A 15,883-nucleotide genomic window follows, 5' to 3' on the forward strand; every position below is an offset into this window, starting at 1 on the left:
GTTCCGGGACTCGCGAAGCGAGGGCCCGGAATCCAGCTGCCCACGGAGGCACGCGACCCCGCCCACTTGTCCGGCACGATTTCCATGCTAGGTTGGTCGCACAGATGGGGATGGAGTCCCCCGATAACCGCCCGGCGGTCGATGACCTCATGGGCTGATGACTCCTGCTCGAGGAGAGGCAATCTTGGGCCTCTGCCTTTGGCGGGAGCATGGACGTACCCGCCGATGGCGGGTTTTTTGTTGCCTGCTGGCGGCCGGCAGGCGAATGCGAGGGGACGACGAAGACGTGACGATGACGACACCGAATGCCGTACGTACCACGCTGCCCCGAGGGATCTGGGTGCTCGGCTTTGTGTCGATGTTCATGGACATCTCCTCCGAGATGATCCACGCGCTGCTGCCGGTCTATCTCGTCACCGTGCTCGGCGCCTCCACCCTCACCGTCGGCTTCATCGAGGGCGTTGCCGAGGCGACCGCCTCGATCACCAAGATCTTCTCCGGTGCGCTGTCGGACTGGCTCGGCCGCCGCAAGCTGCTCGCCGCGCTCGGCTATGGGCTGGCCGCCTTCACCAAGCCGCTGTTCCCGCTCGCGCCCAGCGTCGGATGGCTGGTAGCGGCGCGCTTCATCGATCGAGTCGGCAAGGGCATTCGCGGCGCGCCGCGCGATGCGCTGATCGCCGATATCGCCCCGGTCGGCCTGCGCGGCGCGAGCTTTGGCCTGCGGCAATCGCTCGACACGATCGGCGCCTTCGTCGGGCCGCTCGTCGCCATCGGCCTGATGTGGTGGACGGCCGACAATTTTACCCTCGTGTTCTGGGTGGCGGTGCTGCCGGCCTTCCTGTCCTTCGGGCTGATCGCGTTCGCGGTGAAGGAGCCGGAGCCCGATCCGAGCCGGAAACGTGCGGAAAATCCGCTTAATCTCGCCGCAATGCGCCAGCTCGGAGCGGTCTATTGGCGCGTCGTCGCCGTGGGCGTCGTGTTCACGCTCGCGCGCTTCAGCGAGGCCTTCCTAATCTTGCGCGCACAGAACATCGGGCTCGACGTGATGTGGGTGCCGGCTGTACTGGTGCTGATGAACGTCGCCTATGCACTGTCGGCCTATCCGGCCGGCGTGCTGTCGGACCGGATCAACCGGACCGGCCTGCTCGCGCTCGGCCTGGTCTTCCTCGCCGCGGCCGACCTCGCGCTGGCGCTGCTCCCGAGCCTTGCGGGCCTCGCGCTCGGAGTCGTGCTGTGGGGACTCCATATGGGACTGACGCAGGGCCTGCTCTCGGCCATGGTCGCCGATGCCGCCCCGCCAAGCCTGCGCGGCACCGCCTTCGGCTATTTCAACCTGTTCACCGGGCTTGCCTTGCTGGCTGCGAGCGTGATCGCGGGTGCGCTGTGGGACGCTTATGGACCGGCGGGAACGTTTCTTGCCGGGCTTGGATTCGCGCTGGTTTCGCTGGTGGGGCTGCTCGCCGTCGGCAAGGGTCTGGCCACCGAGGGCAAGTGAAGCAAATGGCGAAGTGGGGAACGAGACATTGAACATTCAATACATCCTCGCCGTGGCCGGCGGCGGAGCGCTCGGCGCGGTCATACGCTATCTCGTTGCGATCGGGTCGGGCCGCGCGTTCGGTACGGATTTTCCGTGGGGCACGCTGATCGTCAACGTCACCGGATCGTTCCTGATCGGCATTTTCACCGCGCTGTTCGCGACCAAATGGAACCTGCCGCAGGCCGCGCGGATCTTTCTGACGGTCGGAATTTGTGGCGGGTACACGACGTTCTCGACGTTCTCGCTGGATGCCTGGTATCTGATCGAGCGCGGCCAGACATGTGCATCTGCCGCCTACATGATTGCGTCGGTCGTGCTGTCGGTGGGCGCTCTGATCGCCGCATTACAGCTCGTTCGCGCACTTCCGTAACTCGCGCAGGCGCAAGTCGTGCATTCCTGCCCAGCCGCGACGGCATAGTGGCGAGCGGCCGCATATCTTGGAGCGCTCCCCGCTCCTGCGGTATGATGGCTGGTGGCTCATCCGCGCAACGGCGTTTCGGGACACGATGAACGACACCGTCACCAAACCGAAAACCAGGACCAGGACCAAGGTCGAGCGGCCGAAGCTGCACAAGGTCATCCTGATCAACGACGACTACACGCCGCGTGAATTCGTCACCATGGTGCTGAAGGCCGAATTCCGCATGACCGAGGATCAAGCCTACAAGGTGATGATCACCGCGCACAAGCTGGGCGCCTGCGTGGTGGCCGTATTCACCAAGGACGTCGCCGAAACCAAGGCAACGCGCGCCACCGACGCCGGCCGCGCCAAGGGCTATCCGCTATTGTTCACGACAGAGCCGGAGGAATAAGGCGCCGCCTGCCTGCTTCGGGGCAATTTTAGCAATCCGCGCTACCTCAGGTTTAACCTCCTGTGTCACCACAATGCGATGACAGTCGCACTGCGCAAACAGCTCGAACTCAAGCCGGCTCGCGAAGAGACCTCGTTCGGTCCTTTCAAGCTCCTGCATGCCCTGCCCTGGCTGATCCTGGCGGCTGCGATGCGGGTGATCGCGTTCGGCGGCGGGGCCGTGGCGCTGCCCGCAATCATCATTGCCGACATTTCGGTGCTGCTGGCCTTCTTTGCGACGGCGCGCCAATCGATCGAGGCAGCGGGTGGTCAATCCTCGCTGGGTACGCTGACACTGGGGGAGCAGTTCAAGCTCTCCTTCTCGATCCTGTGGCGGATCATGCTCGTAATGATCGTGGCGGCGCTGAGCGCAGCAGCGGCCGGCTACAAGGCTTCGTACCATCTCTTGGCGGGCCTCGACGGCATGGCGTTCGACCAGTTCACCCATCCCGGGCGATTCTGGAGCGCATGGATCGCGGCCATCGTCCTGCTCATGATCGTCCGTGCCGAGCGCGATGACGGCAAGGTCGCCCTGTTTGCCGCGATCGGCGAATTCGCACGCCGCGTGCTGTGGCTCGGCGCCGCCGTCATCGCCCTCGGCATCGTCAACATCGCCCTCGCCTATGGACAGGAAGCGGTGCGGACCGCGATCTGGAACTTCTGGCAAACCTCGTCGGCGACGCAGTTCACCAAGAATCTGATCTATTTCGTCTTCATCTTCAGCTTCGCCATGCTGCGGCTGTGGATCACCTTGAGGGTGCTGACGCTCGGTCTGAAGCAGTCGTATGTTCGCGGCGGCTGAGGCCGTCGTCGGCACCGCTAGGCCATCACAACCCGCGTCTCCTCCGCCAGCCCATAGACGCGCTGCGCCTTGGAAAATCCCGCGATCGGAAACTCGCCGAGCTGGTGCCAATCATGGCGGCAGACATTGGCAAAACCTTCCGAGGCGACGACGGTCCGCCCCAGGCGCCCCGTGATCTTCTCCAGCCTTGCCGCGAGATTGACCGCCGGGCCGATGCAGGTGAAGTCGAGGCGGTTGCCGCCGCCGATATTGCCGTAAAGGATGTTGCCGACATGCAGCGCGACGCCGAAGCGGAAGCGCTCGACGCCGTCGCCGACCGGAAAGGCGAGCGCCTCGACGCTGGCGCGGGATTCGCGCGCCGCCTCCAGCACCCGCGCGCAGACGTGAGCGGCATCGCCGACATATTCGTCGATCGGAAACACCGCGAGCAGGCCGTCGCCCATGAACTTCAGCACCTCGCCGCCATGGCCGCGGATCGCGGCCACCTGGCAGTCGAAATATTGGTTGAGGATCTCGACCACCGTCTCGGGCGGCAGCCGGTCCGACAGCGCGGTGAAGCCGCGCAGGTCCGACAGCCAGATCGCGGCCTGCATGGTGTCGTGGTGGCCGCGGCGGATCTGGCCGCCGAGAACGCGCGCGCCGGCGCGGTTGCCGACATAGGTGTCGAGCAGCATCTCGGCGGTGCGCCGCTGGCTGATGATCTCGCTGATGCGTGCGAGCGGCACTATGAGAGCCCGGATGGTTGCGATGTCGTCGTCGCTGAAGCCGCCGGGCTGCTGCGTGATCCAACTCGTCGCGTGGATGGAGCCATCGAGAAAAGGCACCGGCACCGCGATATAATCGGTCGCGCCTTCGGCGTGCATATCCTCGAGGAACGGAAATCGCTTGCTGTCGGGATCGCCCGCGCGCCCCCGGACCTCGATCCCCTGCTCAAACACGACGCGAAGCGGGCTGCGGGCGAATTGGGGCGTCTCCAGAACCTCGAAATCGACGGCACCGATTTCAACTTCCTCGCCCTGCCGCCAGATGAAGTTGCGGCCGAAGACTTCGGGATGCAGCGTGCGGATGAAGATGCCGAACCGCCACAGCGGCAGGCCGGCCGCGACCAGACGTTCGCAGAAATCGGCAATCCCTACGGCCGGCTCTTGAGCCGCCCAAGTGCCGTCGATCAGCCAGTTGGTGATGCGCTGAAGCTCGGAGCTGTTCATGGCCGCATTTGCGGACGAAGTTGCAGGGCCGTCAAGCTGCGCGGTGGACTAGTACCGCGAGTTCAACGCCCGACCTGTCCGCGATCGCGCAGGAAGTGATCGGCCAGCACGCAGGCCATCATGGCCTCGCCGACGGGGACGGCACGGATGCCGACGCAGGGATCGTGGCGGCCCTTGGTGAAGATCTCGGTCTCGGTGCCTTGCCGATCGACGGTGAGACGCGGCTGCAGGATCGACGAGGTCGGCTTCACCGCGAAGCGCACCACCACGGGCTGCCCGGTGGAGATGCCGCCCAGCACGCCGCCGGCGTGGTTGGACAGGAAGCGCGTGCCGTCATTGCCGGAGCGCATCTCGTCGGCGTTCTGTTCGCCCGTCAGTTCCGCCGCGCCAAAACCGGCGCCGATCTCGACGCCCTTCACCGCGTTGATGGTCATCATCGCGCCCGCCAGATCGGAATCGAGCTTGGCGTAGATCGGCGCACCAAGACCGGCCGGCACGCCTTCGGCGACGACCTCGATCACGGCGCCGATCGAGGAGCCGCTCTTGCGGATGCCGTCGAGATAGGTCTCGAAGAACGCGGCCTTGTCCTTGTCCGGGCAGAAGAACGGATTGTTGGCGACCTCGTCCCAATCCCACTTGTCGCGGTCGATCTTGTGCGGGCCGATCTGCACCAGGGCGCCCCGCACCTTGACGTCGGGGAGCACTTTCCGCGCGATGGCGCCGGCGGCAACGCGCATCGCGGTCTCGCGCGCCGAGGAGCGCCCGCCGCCGCGATAGTCGCGCAGGCCATACTTCGCCTCATAGGTGAAGTCGGCGTGACCGGGACGAAACTTGTCTTTGATCTCGGAATAATCCTTCGAGCGCTGGTCGGTGTTCTCGATCAGAAGGCCGATCGGCGTGCCCGTCGTCACCTGAACGCCGGTCTCGGGATGGGCCATCACGCCGGAGAGGATCTTCACCTGGTCCGGCTCCTGGCGCTGGGTGGTGAAGCGCGACTGGCCGGGACGGCGCCGGTCGAGATCCCGCTGGATGTCGGCCTCGGTGAGCGGGATCATCGGCGGGCAGCCGTCAACCACACAGCCGATCGCCACCCCATGGCTCTCGCCGAAGGTGGTGACGCGGAACATGTGGCCGAAGGTGTTGAAGGACATCCCGAACTGCCGCGTAACGTTGACTTGCAACGCTTATGATGAATGTCACCGTGACCTAACGCGATCTGAAGGGGCGGTCAAATGCCTGCCACAGCGTCATGGCCGGGCTCGTCCCGGCCATCCACGTTCTTGCGCACCAAAACCGAAAAAGTGCGTGGATGCCCGGGAGCCCGGGCATGACGGTGGGGGGCGGGGCCGCCCCTCAACTAAACTTCTCCAGCCGGCCGTCGCGGAACACGTAGACGGCGCCCTGCTCGATATAGAGCTCGGCGGCGCTGGCGGGGGTCTCGAGGCCCAGGGACACCATCAGAGCCCGGCAGGTCCCGCCATGGGCCACCGCGACGGTGTCGGTCAGGAGCTGGTCGTACCAGGCGCGCACGCGAGCCTGCACGTCGGCGTAGGTCTCCCCGCCGGCAGGCCCCACGGTCCATTTGTCGGCGAGGCGCCTTGCATAGATGTCCGGATCCTTCGCCTCGCTCTCGGCCAGCGTCAGCCCCTCCCAGGTGCCGTAGCCGATCTCGCGCAGACGATCGTCGAGCGCGTAATCGGCAGGTGGCAATTCGAGCTTGCCGCGCGCGAGCTCCATGGTCTGGCGCGCACGGCCGAGCGGGCTCGACACGTAAGCCAGCGCGGCCTTGTCGCGCCCGTCGCGCTTGAACAGTTCGGCGAGAATGCCGCCGGCCTGCACGGCCTGGCTGCGGCCGCGCGCGTTCAGCGGAATGTCCCTGGTGCCCTGAAGCCTGCCGAGCGCATTCCACTCGGTCTCGCCGTGGCGAAGATAGTAGATCGTAGGCTTGGGCATTTCAGTTAGAGGCTAGTCCTTCCCGCCAAGCGAGATATCAGGCGCATCCGGCCGCTTCATGCCGAGCACGTGATAGCCGGAATCGACGTGGTGCACCTCGCCGGTGACGCCCCGCGAGAGGTCGGAGAGGAAATACAGCGCGCTGCCGCCGACGTCTTCGGTGGAGACGTTGCGCCGCATCGGCGCGTTGGTCTCGTTCCACTTGAGGATATAGCGGAAGTCGCCGATGCCGGACGCCGCCAGCGTCTTGATGGGACCTGCCGAGATCGCGTTGACGCGAATGTTCTTCTCGCCGAGATCGGCGGCGAGATAGCGCACGCTGGCTTCCAGCGCCGCCTTGGCCACGCCCATGACGTTGTAGTGCGGCATCCACTTCTCGGCGCCGTAATAGGAGAGCGTGATCAGCGAGCCGCCATCCGTCATCAGCTTCTCGGCGCGCTGCGCCACCGCCGTGAACGAATAGCAGGAGATCAGCATCGACTTCGAAAAATTCTCCTGCGTGGTGTCGACGTAGCGGCCGTCGAGCTGCTCGCCATAGGCGATCGCATGCACCAGGAAGTCGATCTTGCCCCATTTCTCCTTCAGCACAGCGAAGACGGCATCGATGGTCGCGGCATCGGTGACGTCGCAATGGCCGAGCACGAGGCCGCCGATCTCGGCGGCGAGCGGCTCGACGCGCTTCTTCAGCGCATCACCCTGATAGGTGAAGGCGAGCTCGGCGCCAGCGGCGTGGCACGCCTTGGCGATGCCCCAGGCGATCGAGCGATTGTTGGCGACGCCGAGGATGACCCCGCGCTTTCCTTGCATCAGACCCGAATTCTGCGCCATTTTTGCACGTCCCGTCGAACTCTCGTTGAGGTCTGGAGGTACACCAGCCCTCCCCCGCGGTACAGCCCTAATCCGCAGCATTAACGCTGTTTCGAGTGCCGGAATAGCCGTTCCGCTTGGGTGTTATGATCGCTATAGGCACGCGCCGAACGCCAGGGATGTCAGGACCGCAATGAGTGCGTTTCGCCAAAGTGTGGAAGCCATGATCCCGGCGTTGCGCCGCTACGCCCGCGCGCTCACACGCGATGCGGATGCGGCCGACGATCTGGTCCAGGATACGTTGGTACGCGCGCTGCGTTCGGAGCGGCTGTTTCTCGGAGGCGACGTCAGGAGCTGGCTCTATACGATCCTGACCAACCTCAACAAGAACCGGCGGCGCTCGCTGGCAAGGCGGCCGCAATTCATGCCGCTGACGGACAACAACCCCGATGCCAGCGGGACCGAGGCCGAAGGACGCGACATCGAGAAGGCACTGGCTACTCTCGTCGAGGAGCAACGTTCGGTGCTGCTGCTGGTGATGCTGGAAGGCATGAGCTACCGCGAGGTTGCCGACATCCAGGGCGTGCCGATCGGCACCGTGATGTCGCGCCTGGCGCGCGCAAGAGCCCACGTCAAAGCCTCGCTGGAGGGCGAGCGTACGGCGCTCAGGCGGGTGAAATGATGGCCGGGTCGATGCATCGAACGATCTCCGCCCGCAGCCGGATAGTGAGCTGCGCGAAGCTAACTCGCAGAAGACATTTTGGGCCGCAGAGCCAGAGACGACCGATATGAACGACCGCAAGATTCCAGTGACCGAGGACGAACTGCACGCCTATGTCGACGGCGAGTTGCCGGCCGAGCGACGCGCCGACGTCGAGGCCTTTCTTGCCGCCCACCCCGAGGACGCCGAGCGGGTGCAGTCCTGGCGGACCATGGCCGAGATGCTGCACGCGCGTTACGATTCGATTGCCCATGAACGGGTGCCCGCACGGCTCGAGCTCGAGAGGCTGGAGCGCCGCCCGCGGCAATGGTTTTATGGCGCCGCCGCGGCCGTGCTGGTCGCCTTCGTCGCCGGCGGCACCGCCGGCTGGGTGGCGCATGGCGCCGCCAACGCGCCCTCGACCTTCCGGAGCTTTACGGCGGACGCGCTCGACGCCCACCGCCTCTATGTCGTCGAGGTCCGCCACCCCGTTGAGGTCGGCGGCAACGAGCGCGATCACTTGCAGGCCTGGCTGACCCGGCGCTGCGGCTGGACCGTGTTCGCGCCGAACCTGGAGGCGAGCGGACTGAAGCTGGTCGGCGGCCGGCTGCTACCGGGACCGAACGGTCCGGCGTCGTTCCTGATGTACGAGGGCGCCTCGGGCGAGCGGTACACGATCTACAGCGCCAAGACCGAGAATGGTGCAACGCAAATGCGCTACGCCAAGACGGACAAGGACGGCGCGTTGTTCTGGTCCGAGCGCGGCGTCGGCTACGTCGTCAGCGGCAGCAGCGATCGCGAGCGGCTGACCAAGGTGGCGCAGGCCGTCTACGACCAAGCAGAGAAGAACGGCACCTAGACAACCGCGCAAGGCCAGTGCCCAGATTCCGTCATCGAAAATTTGGAATCAGGACATCGACACGTCTCATTATCGCACCGGGTGCTCACGCGATTATGAGTGGCGTTCGATCCGCCGATCGACGCGGGCGGCCTCGATTGGGGTTTTTGGTACCGCGCTGGTCCCCCTCTCGAGGCCGCACCTTTTTATCGGCTGCCCCGCCGGACAGCCGACACGTCGAAACCATGAAGCGCTACCACGCCTCAGGCGTATGATGGGCATCATCTCCAGGACGATGCCGTGGTCCTTTAGGAGAACCCCTTCAGTTCGCTCTCGCCCTAACCGACACCGCTACGTGGATTGTAGGGGTGTTGGTCCCGCCACTTCTCCATCAATGCTTCAAGCTCGGCGTCGTTCCCGTCCGGTAGCATAATCCTGATGATGACGAAGAGATCCCCGGTTCCGCCGGCTTTCGGCAGGCCCTTGCCCTTGAGGCGGAAGGTCCGGCCGCTGGACGTGTTCTTGGGGACCGAGAGCTCCACGGCATTGCCGAGGGTCGGCACGCGGACCTTGCCGCCGAGCACCGCCTCGTAGAGCGTGACCGGCAGGTCGATCCTGAGGTCTGCGCCCTCGACCTTGAAGAACGGGTGCGGTGCAATGTTGATGGTGATCAGGAGATCGCCGGGCGGATGGCCCTGCGCACTTTCTCCCTGCCCCCGCAGCCTGATCTGCTGGCCCTCGGTGACCCCGGCCGGAATCTTGACGTTGAGCTCCTTGCCAGTCGGCAGCCGGACACGCTTCTCGCCGCCCTTGACCGCCTCTTCCAGCGAGACGCTCATGGCGACGTTGACGTCGAGATCGAGCCCGATGCCGCCAGTGTCGAACTCGAACTGGGCGCCGCCGCCGGCTCCGGGCCGTGCGCCGCGCATCCCGCCGCCGAACATGCTGTTGAGGATGTCCTCGAACGCACCGCCGCCCGAGCCGCCCGCACCGCCGCTTCGGAACGTATAGCTTTCGAACCCGCCAGGGCCCGCGCGGCCGCGAGGACCGCCGCCGCCCGGAAAACCCTGGAAGCGCGGCTTGCCCTCGGCGTCGATCTCGCCCCGGTCAAACTGCTTGCGCTTGTCCTCGTCGCCGAGGATCTCGTTGGCCGAGTTGATCTCGGCGAAGCGTTCGGCAGCCTTCGGATCACCCTTGTTGCTGTCAGGATGGTGCTTCTTGGCCAGCTTGCGATAGGCGCTTTTGATCGCGGCAGCGCTGGCGCTCCGCGGCACCCCCAAGACCTCATAGGGGTCGCGCATTCGTCACGTCTCCTTCAAGAAATCGAATTGTTCAAAGGGCTCCCCGCCCCACCTGCGGGTGATGTGGGAAGAGAGTGGCATTTTTGCAACTAGGAACGCGAGCTGAAGCTCTATCTTTGGAGCATGGTCTGATCGGAAAACCGGTTCCCACGTTTCCGGATCATGCTCAGCTCCGCCACGGCTTTAGCGTATGAATCTCCCAACGGCCACGACCGCTTTGGCAGCCGGCGCCCTGGAGCCAGCTTTCGGTATTGCCGTTGACGTAGCTCGCCAGGAAGTCGCGGCATTTGCGCCCGTCCTCGGCGGCATAGGACTGGGCGATGGGCGTCACCGAGCCGCGCGCCCCTGTCTCCGGATTCTCCCAATGCTGGCTGGAATCCTTGTCGCCCTTGCTGAGTACGTCAGAGGCGGCGTTGCGGGTGAAGGCGAGATCGGTCTCGGTCGGGGGAGCGTCCTTCGCCGGCCGCGCGATCGAGCCGGTGAGGTCGCTGTCCTCGGCCTTGGCATAGGCGCTGCCGTCGTTGCGGGAAAAGCTGCAGCCGCCGGCACCAAGCCCGATCAGAATCATCGTCATGACGAAGCCGGACGGCCGGATCGCCGATAGGCCAACGCGTCCCCATGCCCTATATAGGGCGGTAGCGGACAACAACGCGTTTTGGGCCGCGGGACGCAACTCGGACTCCGGACATGACCGACACGACCTCGATGAAACACCAGACACCCTTAACATCCGGTGATTTCACCGCTGCCGACGAGCCATTTGCGTTGTTCGAGGCCTGGCTGAACGAAGCGGTCAAGAGCGAGCCGAACGATCCGAACGCCATGGCGCTCGCAACGGTCGATCCCGACGGGCTGCCTGATGTGCGCATGGTGCTGATGAAGGGCTTCGATACCGAGGGTTTCGTCTTCTACAGCCACATCGCCAGCCAGAAGGGCCGCGAACTCGCCGCAAATCCTAAGGCAGCGTTACTTTTTCACTGGAAGTCGCTGCGCCGTCAGGTCCGCATCCGCGGCAACGTGACGCCGGTGACCGACGCGGAGGCCGACGCCTATTTCGCGACGCGACCGAAGCAGGCCCAGATCGGCGCCTGGGCGAGCAAGCAATCGCAAGAGCTGGAGAGCCGCTTCGCGTTCGAGCAGGCCATCGCCAAGGTCGCGGCCAAATACGTCATCGGCGAAGTGCCGCGGCCGCCGGGCTGGAGCGGCTGGCGCATCACGCCGGTGCGGATCGAGTTCTGGCACGACCGCCCGTTCCGCCTGCACGACCGCATTGAATTTCGCCGTGACGCGGCCGGCCAACCGTGGTCCAAGACGCGAATGTATCCGTAAGCTTTGGGCCGACCTGAAAGATGTCCATGCCGCATTCGTCCAATGCGCCGCGCCGTACGCTGCTCCTGACCGGAGCCAGCCGCGGCATCGGCCACGCCACCGTGATCCGTTTCTCCTCGGCGGGCTGGCGCGTCATCACCTGCTCGCGGCATCCTTTCCCGGAGGACTGCCCCTGGGACGCAGGGCCGGAGGACCACATCCAGGTCGACCTCGGCGATCCCAAGGACACCGCGCGCGCGATCTCGGAGATCCGCAACCGGCTCGAGGGCGGCACGCTGCATGCGCTGGTCAACAACGCCGCGATCTCGCCGAAGGGCGCCGGCGGCTCGCGGTTGGGCTCGGTCGACACCGACCTCGATACCTGGACCCACGTCTTCCATGTCAACTTTTTCGCGCCGATCATGATGGCGCGGGGGCTGATCGAGGAATTGAAGGCCGCCAAGGGGTCGGTCGTGAACGTCACCTCGATCGCGGGCTCGCGCGTGCACCCGTTCGCAGGCGCGGCCTACGCCACCTCGAAGGCCGCGCTCGCAGCGCTGACGCGCGAGATGGCCTCCGACTTCGGCCGCATCGGCGTGCGTGTCAACGCGATCGCCCCGGGCGAGATCGACACCTCGATCCTGTCGCCGGGCACCGAGAAGATCGTCGAGCAGCAGATCCCGATGCACCGCCTGGGCACGCCCGACGAAGTGGCAAAGATCATCTACGTGCTGTGCACGGACACCAGCTCCTACGTCAACGGCGCCGAGATCCACATCAACGGCGGCCAGCACGTGTAGGCGGGCACTGTCATTGCGAGCGAAGGCGAAGCAATCCAGACTGCCTCCGCAAAGACAGTCTGGATTGCTTCGTCGCGGAGCCTGTCATCCGGCCCGCCGGAGGCGGGACCGGGTGGCTCCTCGCAATGACGGAAGTGGAAATGGCCGCTCAGGGAAGCAAGGCGATCCAGACAACGCCGCCGCAAGGCCTGGATCGCCCTTACCTTCCGTTCCTCAATCGAGTCGAATCCGACGTGACCGCTCGCGCGGCCGCGGAGCGGCCGTGCTGAATGCAGTCGAGCAGTCGTCGTCGTTCTCACCATCGAGCAGCGGAGCACCACAGTGCCGGCACATGCGTGCCGACATCGACGGCGCCTTACCGCTCGCCAGGACCTGACGGTAGTTCGCCAGATCGATGACGTTGCGGGGCGACGTTATGTGTTTCTCAACCATGGCTGTTCCTCGCGGCTACGCCCTGCTTATCGCAGACAAGTTTCGCGCAAACGTTCAGCCCACCGCTCAAATTTTACCGGAGGAATTGCGGCGTGATTCGCACATCACCGCGTCGCCGCAATGCCGATCTATTCTGCGACACGATTGATCGTGTCTGTGCGAGTGACGTAAGGTCTCGGTAGGTATCTTTGCTCGCGCACGATTCCTACAGCCACTTCTTCCACTTGAAGATCCAATACGGGACGATGGCGGCGATCAGCATCATCACCAGCGCCATCGGATAACCGTGCACCCATTCGAGTTCCGGCATCACCTTGAAGTTCATGCCGTAGATCGAGGCGATCAGGGTCGGCGGCATCAGGACAACGGCCATGACCGAAAACAGCTTGATGATGTTGTTCTGCTCGAGATTGACGACGCCGAGCATGGCGTCGAGCACGAAGGTGATCTTGCTGGAGAGATAGGAGGCGTGATCGGTCAGCGAGGCGACGTCGCGCTGCATGGTCTTGAGCTGCTCGCGCATGTCCTTCGACCACTTCACGCCCTCGACCACGGCGGACAGGAACGTCACGACGCGGCCGATCGACACCAGGCTCTCGCGAACCTTCGAGGTCAAGTCGCCCTTGCGGCCGATCGAGATCAGAATCTGGGAATATCGCTTGGCGTGGCCGTGGCGCTCGCTCTCCGGCTCGAAGATCTCGTGGGAGACCTGGTCGATCTCGGCGCCGCAGCGCTCCAGAATGTCGGCGCAGCGGTCGATCACGGCGTCCAGGAGCTCCATCAGCACCATCTCGCCGGTGATCGAGGGCGTGCAGGAGCGGGCGAGCTTGGCCTCGACCAGCGCAAAGGGCTTGGGCAGGTCATAGCGGACCGTCACCAGGCGGTGGTCGCCGAGGATGAAGGTCACCGCCGTGGTCCGGGGCATGTCGGTATCGGAGTGGCACATCAGCGTCGCGGTCATGTACCGCGCGCCGTTCTCCATATAGAGGCGACTGGAGATCTCGATCTCCTGCATGTCTTCCCGGGTCGGGATGGCGATGCCCGCCAGCCGCTCGACCGCCTTGTCCTCGGCAGCCGAGGGGTTGACGAGGTCGATCCAGACTGCGTTCTCCGGCAGCGCTGTGAGATCCTCGACAACCGCTTTCTTGAGGGAGGTCTCGGAGAGAACGAACACCGAAAACATCAAAAGCTCCAGAGATCCTGCGACAGAACGACAGCCCTTAGCGCGATTCTGACAGGTTCACGATGACAACAACATTAACGGAGCGTTTGCATCTGCGGCGGCCCTAGGGCCCAACTGTGGCGCCGGAGGAACAGTCTGGCGCGCCCCACCAAAAAAACCCGCACGACACCCGCAAATTTGCGGCAGAAAAGCCACAGCTGCGGTCTTACAGCCCTGGAAAACGGCTTCAACCCTGGAATTGTGGCAGATTTCAACGATAATGGGCTTCACGGAGTCGAGGAACTTGGGCGCTACGCTCAGGTCCCTTCCGCACGGTATTGTTTTGATTGGAACCAAACCATGTCGTCGCTGAAAATTATGTTTGGGATTTTGGCCGCTGGTCTGATGCTGTCGGGCTGCATGCAGGCCACCACGCGTTACGAGGCGACGGACACCAAGGCGTTCAAGCCTAAGGACAAGGAACTCCTTGCCAAGGTGAAGTACGAGAATACCGCGGTCGCAGAACCGTTCCGCCGTGCCATTGTCGAATTCCACCGCAAGGAAGCGCCGGGCTCGATCGTGGTCGATTCCGACAACCATTACCTCTATTACGTGCTGGAGGGCGGCAAAGCGATCCGCTATGGCATCACTGTCGGCGAAGAGGCCATGGCCTGGTCGGGCATCGCCAAGGTGGCCAGCAAGACCGAGTGGCCGGCCTGGCACCCCACCCCCGGCGAAATCTCGCGCCTCGGCGTGCCGACCTATGTCGCACCCGGACCGGACAATCCGATGGGCTCCCGCGCGCTGTACCTCCATTCTGGGGGCAAGGACACGCTGTTCCGCATCCACGGCACCAACCAGCCGGAATATATCGGCGCCTCGATCTCGTCAGGCTGCATCCGCCTGACCAACGAGGACGCGATCGATCTCTATGATCGCGTCAAGCTCGGCACCCTCGTCGTGGTGCTCGAGCCCAAGCACGGCGATTCGCCCTACAAGCCGCGCCTCGCGCTCCAGGGTGGTTCCAGCTCACCCTACTAAGCAGGCCTTGCCCGAGGCTTTTCAAAGGCGCCGGCTTCACCGGCGCTTTTTTGTTGCCGGCTGGTGTGATCTGGCTTTGTTGCCATGCGCCGCCGGCTTGTCCGCAGGCGCAGGAGGCGTCTCCGCCCCACCGTTGTCGGCGCCCTCCTTTGCCTCGGGCTTGGCCGCGACCTCGCGCGGCGGTGCCTCGTCGGGACGCTCCGCCGGCAGCAGCGGTGCGACCTGAGGCAGCGGATCCCACACGTTCCACTGGCAAATCCGGTAATCGTTGCGCCGTTGCATGAGATCGAGATGGATGTGGTCCTCGTGGTACCAGTCCGAGCCCGGGCCGAGCACGGTGGAAAAGCGAGTGCAGACCGAGTGCAGCACCCGCTCGCGCACCTCGCGCGAGGTGGTGCGGTCGGTCAGGCCGATCGACTGCCCATTGGCGAGCTTGACGGCGCGGATGTCGATGGCATTGGCCTTGCCGTGCTCGGACAGCATCGCGCCGGCCACGCGGTTGCGGCCGCGGCACTCGAAGCTGTCGAAATTGTCGAGCTCGCTGACGGCGGAGCCGAGGCTGGTCGCCAGCGGCGCCATGTCCTTGCGCACCCAATCGGCGAGTGCGGACGCCATGGTGCAGCGGAGGATCGCCGCCGGCTTGACCGTCACCTTGCGCTTGTCGGGCAGCACGATGGCCTCCAGCCGCACCAGATCCTCGCCGCCGCAGGCACCGGGACCGCGGATATCCGGAATGGACGGCGCGATCGCGATCTCCTCGGTCAGCGCCAGCCGGCAGGCCGAGGCCTGCTTCTCGGGCGGCGGCGCGGACTCGGCGGGCTTGTCCGCGCCTGGCTTGTCGGGGGACGGCTTGCCGTCTGCCTGCGCCGCCCCCTCATCCGACGCTTTGGGGGCCTCCTCGGGACGCGGCTTCGGCAGCGGAATCCTGGCGGCGCGAACGGTTGCGCGGGGCTTCGGTGCTCCAAGGTTGAAGATATCGAGCGGCGCATGATATTTCCGCGCCTCTGCCCTTTCGGCGATCAGCAATAGCCCCGCCGCAGCGGTAACCATTGCCGCCCCGGCGGACATATAGCCGCGACAAGACCATTTGCGACGAAAGTCCGGCAGGCTAAAACTCATGGCAATTCTTTGGCCCAACGCTGAG

18 protein-coding genes and 1 riboswitch are annotated in these 15,883 nt (G+C 64.8%); of the genes, 9 read left to right on the top strand and 9 right to left on the bottom strand.

The genetic code is table 11. The annotated features are described in order from the left end of the window. The first annotated feature begins 97 nt into the window (after nucleotides 1–97). A riboswitch (Fluoride riboswitch) is annotated at nucleotides 98–174 on the top strand. Nucleotides 175–292: 118 nt separating this feature from the next. The 4 genes from I6F17_RS01550 to I6F17_RS01565 all read left to right on the top strand — a co-directional run bounded on the left by I6F17_RS01550 (nucleotide 293) and on the right by I6F17_RS01565 (nucleotide 3,189). Continuing rightward, nucleotides 293–1,495, top strand: a complete 1,203-nt coding sequence (locus I6F17_RS01550) for an MFS transporter (RefSeq protein WP_225123789.1) — start codon at nucleotides 293–295, stop codon at nucleotides 1,493–1,495. 28 nt (nucleotides 1,496–1,523) lie between these two features. Continuing rightward, on the top strand, nucleotides 1,524–1,907 hold the full coding sequence (crcB, locus tag I6F17_RS01555) for a fluoride efflux transporter CrcB (RefSeq protein WP_225123790.1): 384 nt from the start codon (nucleotides 1,524–1,526) through the stop codon (nucleotides 1,905–1,907). 136 nt (nucleotides 1,908–2,043) lie between these two features. Continuing rightward, nucleotides 2,044–2,349, top strand: coding sequence for an ATP-dependent Clp protease adapter ClpS (clpS, locus tag I6F17_RS01560; RefSeq protein ID WP_036004073.1), 306 nt, complete (start codon nucleotides 2,044–2,046; stop codon nucleotides 2,347–2,349). A 78-nt stretch (nucleotides 2,350–2,427) separates the two neighbouring features. Continuing rightward, nucleotides 2,428–3,189, top strand: a complete 762-nt coding sequence (locus tag I6F17_RS01565; RefSeq protein ID WP_225123791.1) for a hypothetical protein — start codon at nucleotides 2,428–2,430, stop codon at nucleotides 3,187–3,189. Between the two features lie 17 nt (nucleotides 3,190–3,206). Here I6F17_RS01565 and I6F17_RS01570 read toward each other — a convergent pair whose 3' ends face one another. The 4 genes from I6F17_RS01570 to fabI all read right to left on the bottom strand — a co-directional run bounded on the left by I6F17_RS01570 (nucleotide 3,207) and on the right by fabI (nucleotide 7,178). Further along, nucleotides 3,207–4,397 carry an adenylate/guanylate cyclase domain-containing protein gene (locus tag I6F17_RS01570; protein WP_225123792.1) on the bottom strand — a complete coding sequence of 397 codons (1,191 nt, stop codon included), beginning with the start codon at nucleotides 4,395–4,397 and terminating at the stop codon, nucleotides 3,207–3,209. A 62-nt stretch (nucleotides 4,398–4,459) separates the two neighbouring features. Continuing rightward, the gene (aroC, locus tag I6F17_RS01575) at nucleotides 4,460–5,548 is read right to left on the bottom strand and encodes a chorismate synthase (RefSeq protein ID WP_057026858.1); all 1,089 of its coding nucleotides are present in this window, start codon (nucleotides 5,546–5,548) and stop codon (nucleotides 4,460–4,462) included. Between the two features lie 202 nt (nucleotides 5,549–5,750). Beyond that, a complete protein-coding gene (locus tag I6F17_RS01580) occupies nucleotides 5,751–6,350 on the bottom strand; it encodes a histidine phosphatase family protein (RefSeq protein WP_036038066.1) in 600 nt (199 codons plus the stop codon). Between the two features lie 12 nt (nucleotides 6,351–6,362). Beyond that, complete coding sequence (fabI, locus tag I6F17_RS01585; RefSeq protein WP_018648668.1) at nucleotides 6,363–7,178, bottom strand: enoyl-ACP reductase FabI; 816 nt, start codon at nucleotides 7,176–7,178, stop codon at nucleotides 6,363–6,365. 172 nt (nucleotides 7,179–7,350) lie between these two features. Between fabI and I6F17_RS01590 the strand changes: the two genes are divergently transcribed. Next, a complete protein-coding gene (locus I6F17_RS01590) occupies nucleotides 7,351–7,839 on the top strand; it encodes an RNA polymerase sigma factor (RefSeq protein ID WP_036004059.1) in 489 nt (162 codons plus the stop codon). A gap of 106 nt (nucleotides 7,840–7,945) precedes the next feature. Beyond that, nucleotides 7,946–8,716 carry an anti-sigma factor gene (locus I6F17_RS01595; RefSeq protein WP_036004055.1) on the top strand — a complete coding sequence of 257 codons (771 nt, stop codon included), beginning with the start codon at nucleotides 7,946–7,948 and terminating at the stop codon, nucleotides 8,714–8,716. Between the two features lie 317 nt (nucleotides 8,717–9,033). Here I6F17_RS01595 and I6F17_RS01600 read toward each other — a convergent pair whose 3' ends face one another. Continuing rightward, complete coding sequence (locus I6F17_RS01600; RefSeq protein WP_225123793.1) at nucleotides 9,034–9,996, bottom strand: J domain-containing protein; 963 nt, start codon at nucleotides 9,994–9,996, stop codon at nucleotides 9,034–9,036. A gap of 166 nt (nucleotides 9,997–10,162) precedes the next feature. Continuing rightward, nucleotides 10,163–10,570 (bottom strand): RT0821/Lpp0805 family surface protein, encoded by a 408-nt coding sequence (locus I6F17_RS01605; RefSeq protein WP_036004044.1) that lies wholly within the window; start codon nucleotides 10,568–10,570, stop codon nucleotides 10,163–10,165. A gap of 113 nt (nucleotides 10,571–10,683) precedes the next feature. Between I6F17_RS01605 and pdxH the strand changes: the two genes are divergently transcribed. Then, nucleotides 10,684–11,325, top strand: a complete 642-nt coding sequence (pdxH, locus tag I6F17_RS01610; protein WP_036004041.1) for a pyridoxamine 5'-phosphate oxidase — start codon at nucleotides 10,684–10,686, stop codon at nucleotides 11,323–11,325. A 26-nt stretch (nucleotides 11,326–11,351) separates the two neighbouring features. Then, nucleotides 11,352–12,104 (top strand): SDR family oxidoreductase, encoded by a 753-nt coding sequence (locus I6F17_RS01615; protein ID WP_036004050.1) that lies wholly within the window; start codon nucleotides 11,352–11,354, stop codon nucleotides 12,102–12,104. A gap of 213 nt (nucleotides 12,105–12,317) precedes the next feature. Here the strand turns inward: I6F17_RS01615 and I6F17_RS01620 are convergent, their stop codons facing one another. Together I6F17_RS01620 and I6F17_RS01625 are read right to left on the bottom strand one after the other, a co-directional pair. Then, nucleotides 12,318–12,536 (bottom strand): hypothetical protein, encoded by a 219-nt coding sequence (locus I6F17_RS01620; protein WP_035696491.1) that lies wholly within the window; start codon nucleotides 12,534–12,536, stop codon nucleotides 12,318–12,320. 205 nt (nucleotides 12,537–12,741) lie between these two features. Continuing rightward, nucleotides 12,742–13,719, bottom strand: a complete 978-nt coding sequence (locus I6F17_RS01625) for a magnesium transporter CorA family protein (RefSeq protein ID WP_036004038.1) — start codon at nucleotides 13,717–13,719, stop codon at nucleotides 12,742–12,744. Nucleotides 13,720–14,058: 339 nt separating this feature from the next. Between I6F17_RS01625 and I6F17_RS01630 the strand changes: the two genes are divergently transcribed. Continuing rightward, complete coding sequence (locus tag I6F17_RS01630; RefSeq protein WP_036031037.1) at nucleotides 14,059–14,739, top strand: L,D-transpeptidase; 681 nt, start codon at nucleotides 14,059–14,061, stop codon at nucleotides 14,737–14,739. A 36-nt stretch (nucleotides 14,740–14,775) separates the two neighbouring features. On the opposite strand, the gene I6F17_RS01635 is transcribed toward I6F17_RS01630, so the two are convergent. Next, entirely contained in the window at nucleotides 14,776–15,858 is a 1,083-nt protein-coding gene (locus I6F17_RS01635; protein WP_225123794.1) for an extensin family protein, read from the bottom strand. Nucleotides 15,859–15,883 lie beyond the last annotated feature (25 nt).

Source organism: Bradyrhizobium sp. NBAIM18 (assembly GCF_020193825.1).
In the GTDB taxonomy this organism is placed as follows: domain Bacteria; phylum Pseudomonadota; class Alphaproteobacteria; order Rhizobiales; family Xanthobacteraceae; genus Bradyrhizobium; species Bradyrhizobium yuanmingense.

Coding starts and splice junctions, on each gene's coding strand:
- I6F17_RS01580 (WP_036038066.1), bottom strand. CDS start 6,350: ATGCCCAAGCCTACGATCTACTATCTTCGCCACGGCGAGACCGAGTGG.
- aroC (WP_057026858.1), bottom strand. CDS start 5,548: ATGTCCTTCAACACCTTCGGCCACATGTTCCGCGTCACCACCTTCGGC.
- pdxH (WP_036004041.1), top strand. CDS start 10,684: ATGACCGACACGACCTCGATGAAACACCAGACACCCTTAACATCCGGT.
- I6F17_RS01565 (WP_225123791.1), top strand. CDS start 2,428: ATGACAGTCGCACTGCGCAAACAGCTCGAACTCAAGCCGGCTCGCGAA.
- I6F17_RS01600 (WP_225123793.1), bottom strand. CDS start 9,996: ATGCGCGACCCCTATGAGGTCTTGGGGGTGCCGCGGAGCGCCAGCGCT.
- I6F17_RS01550 (WP_225123789.1), top strand. CDS start 293: ATGACGACACCGAATGCCGTACGTACCACGCTGCCCCGAGGGATCTGG.
- I6F17_RS01625 (WP_036004038.1), bottom strand. CDS start 13,719: ATGTTTTCGGTGTTCGTTCTCTCCGAGACCTCCCTCAAGAAAGCGGTT.
- I6F17_RS01620 (WP_035696491.1), bottom strand. CDS start 12,536: ATGGTTGAGAAACACATAACGTCGCCCCGCAACGTCATCGATCTGGCG.
- I6F17_RS01570 (WP_225123792.1), bottom strand. CDS start 4,397: ATGAACAGCTCCGAGCTTCAGCGCATCACCAACTGGCTGATCGACGGC.
- I6F17_RS01630 (WP_036031037.1), top strand. CDS start 14,059: ATGTCGTCGCTGAAAATTATGTTTGGGATTTTGGCCGCTGGTCTGATG.
- clpS (WP_036004073.1), top strand. CDS start 2,044: ATGAACGACACCGTCACCAAACCGAAAACCAGGACCAGGACCAAGGTC.
- I6F17_RS01615 (WP_036004050.1), top strand. CDS start 11,352: ATGCCGCATTCGTCCAATGCGCCGCGCCGTACGCTGCTCCTGACCGGA.
- I6F17_RS01605 (WP_036004044.1), bottom strand. CDS start 10,570: ATGACGATGATTCTGATCGGGCTTGGTGCCGGCGGCTGCAGCTTTTCC.
- I6F17_RS01590 (WP_036004059.1), top strand. CDS start 7,351: ATGAGTGCGTTTCGCCAAAGTGTGGAAGCCATGATCCCGGCGTTGCGC.
- fabI (WP_018648668.1), bottom strand. CDS start 7,178: ATGGCGCAGAATTCGGGTCTGATGCAAGGAAAGCGCGGGGTCATCCTC.
- I6F17_RS01595 (WP_036004055.1), top strand. CDS start 7,946: ATGAACGACCGCAAGATTCCAGTGACCGAGGACGAACTGCACGCCTAT.
- I6F17_RS01635 (WP_225123794.1), bottom strand. CDS start 15,858: ATGAGTTTTAGCCTGCCGGACTTTCGTCGCAAATGGTCTTGTCGCGGC.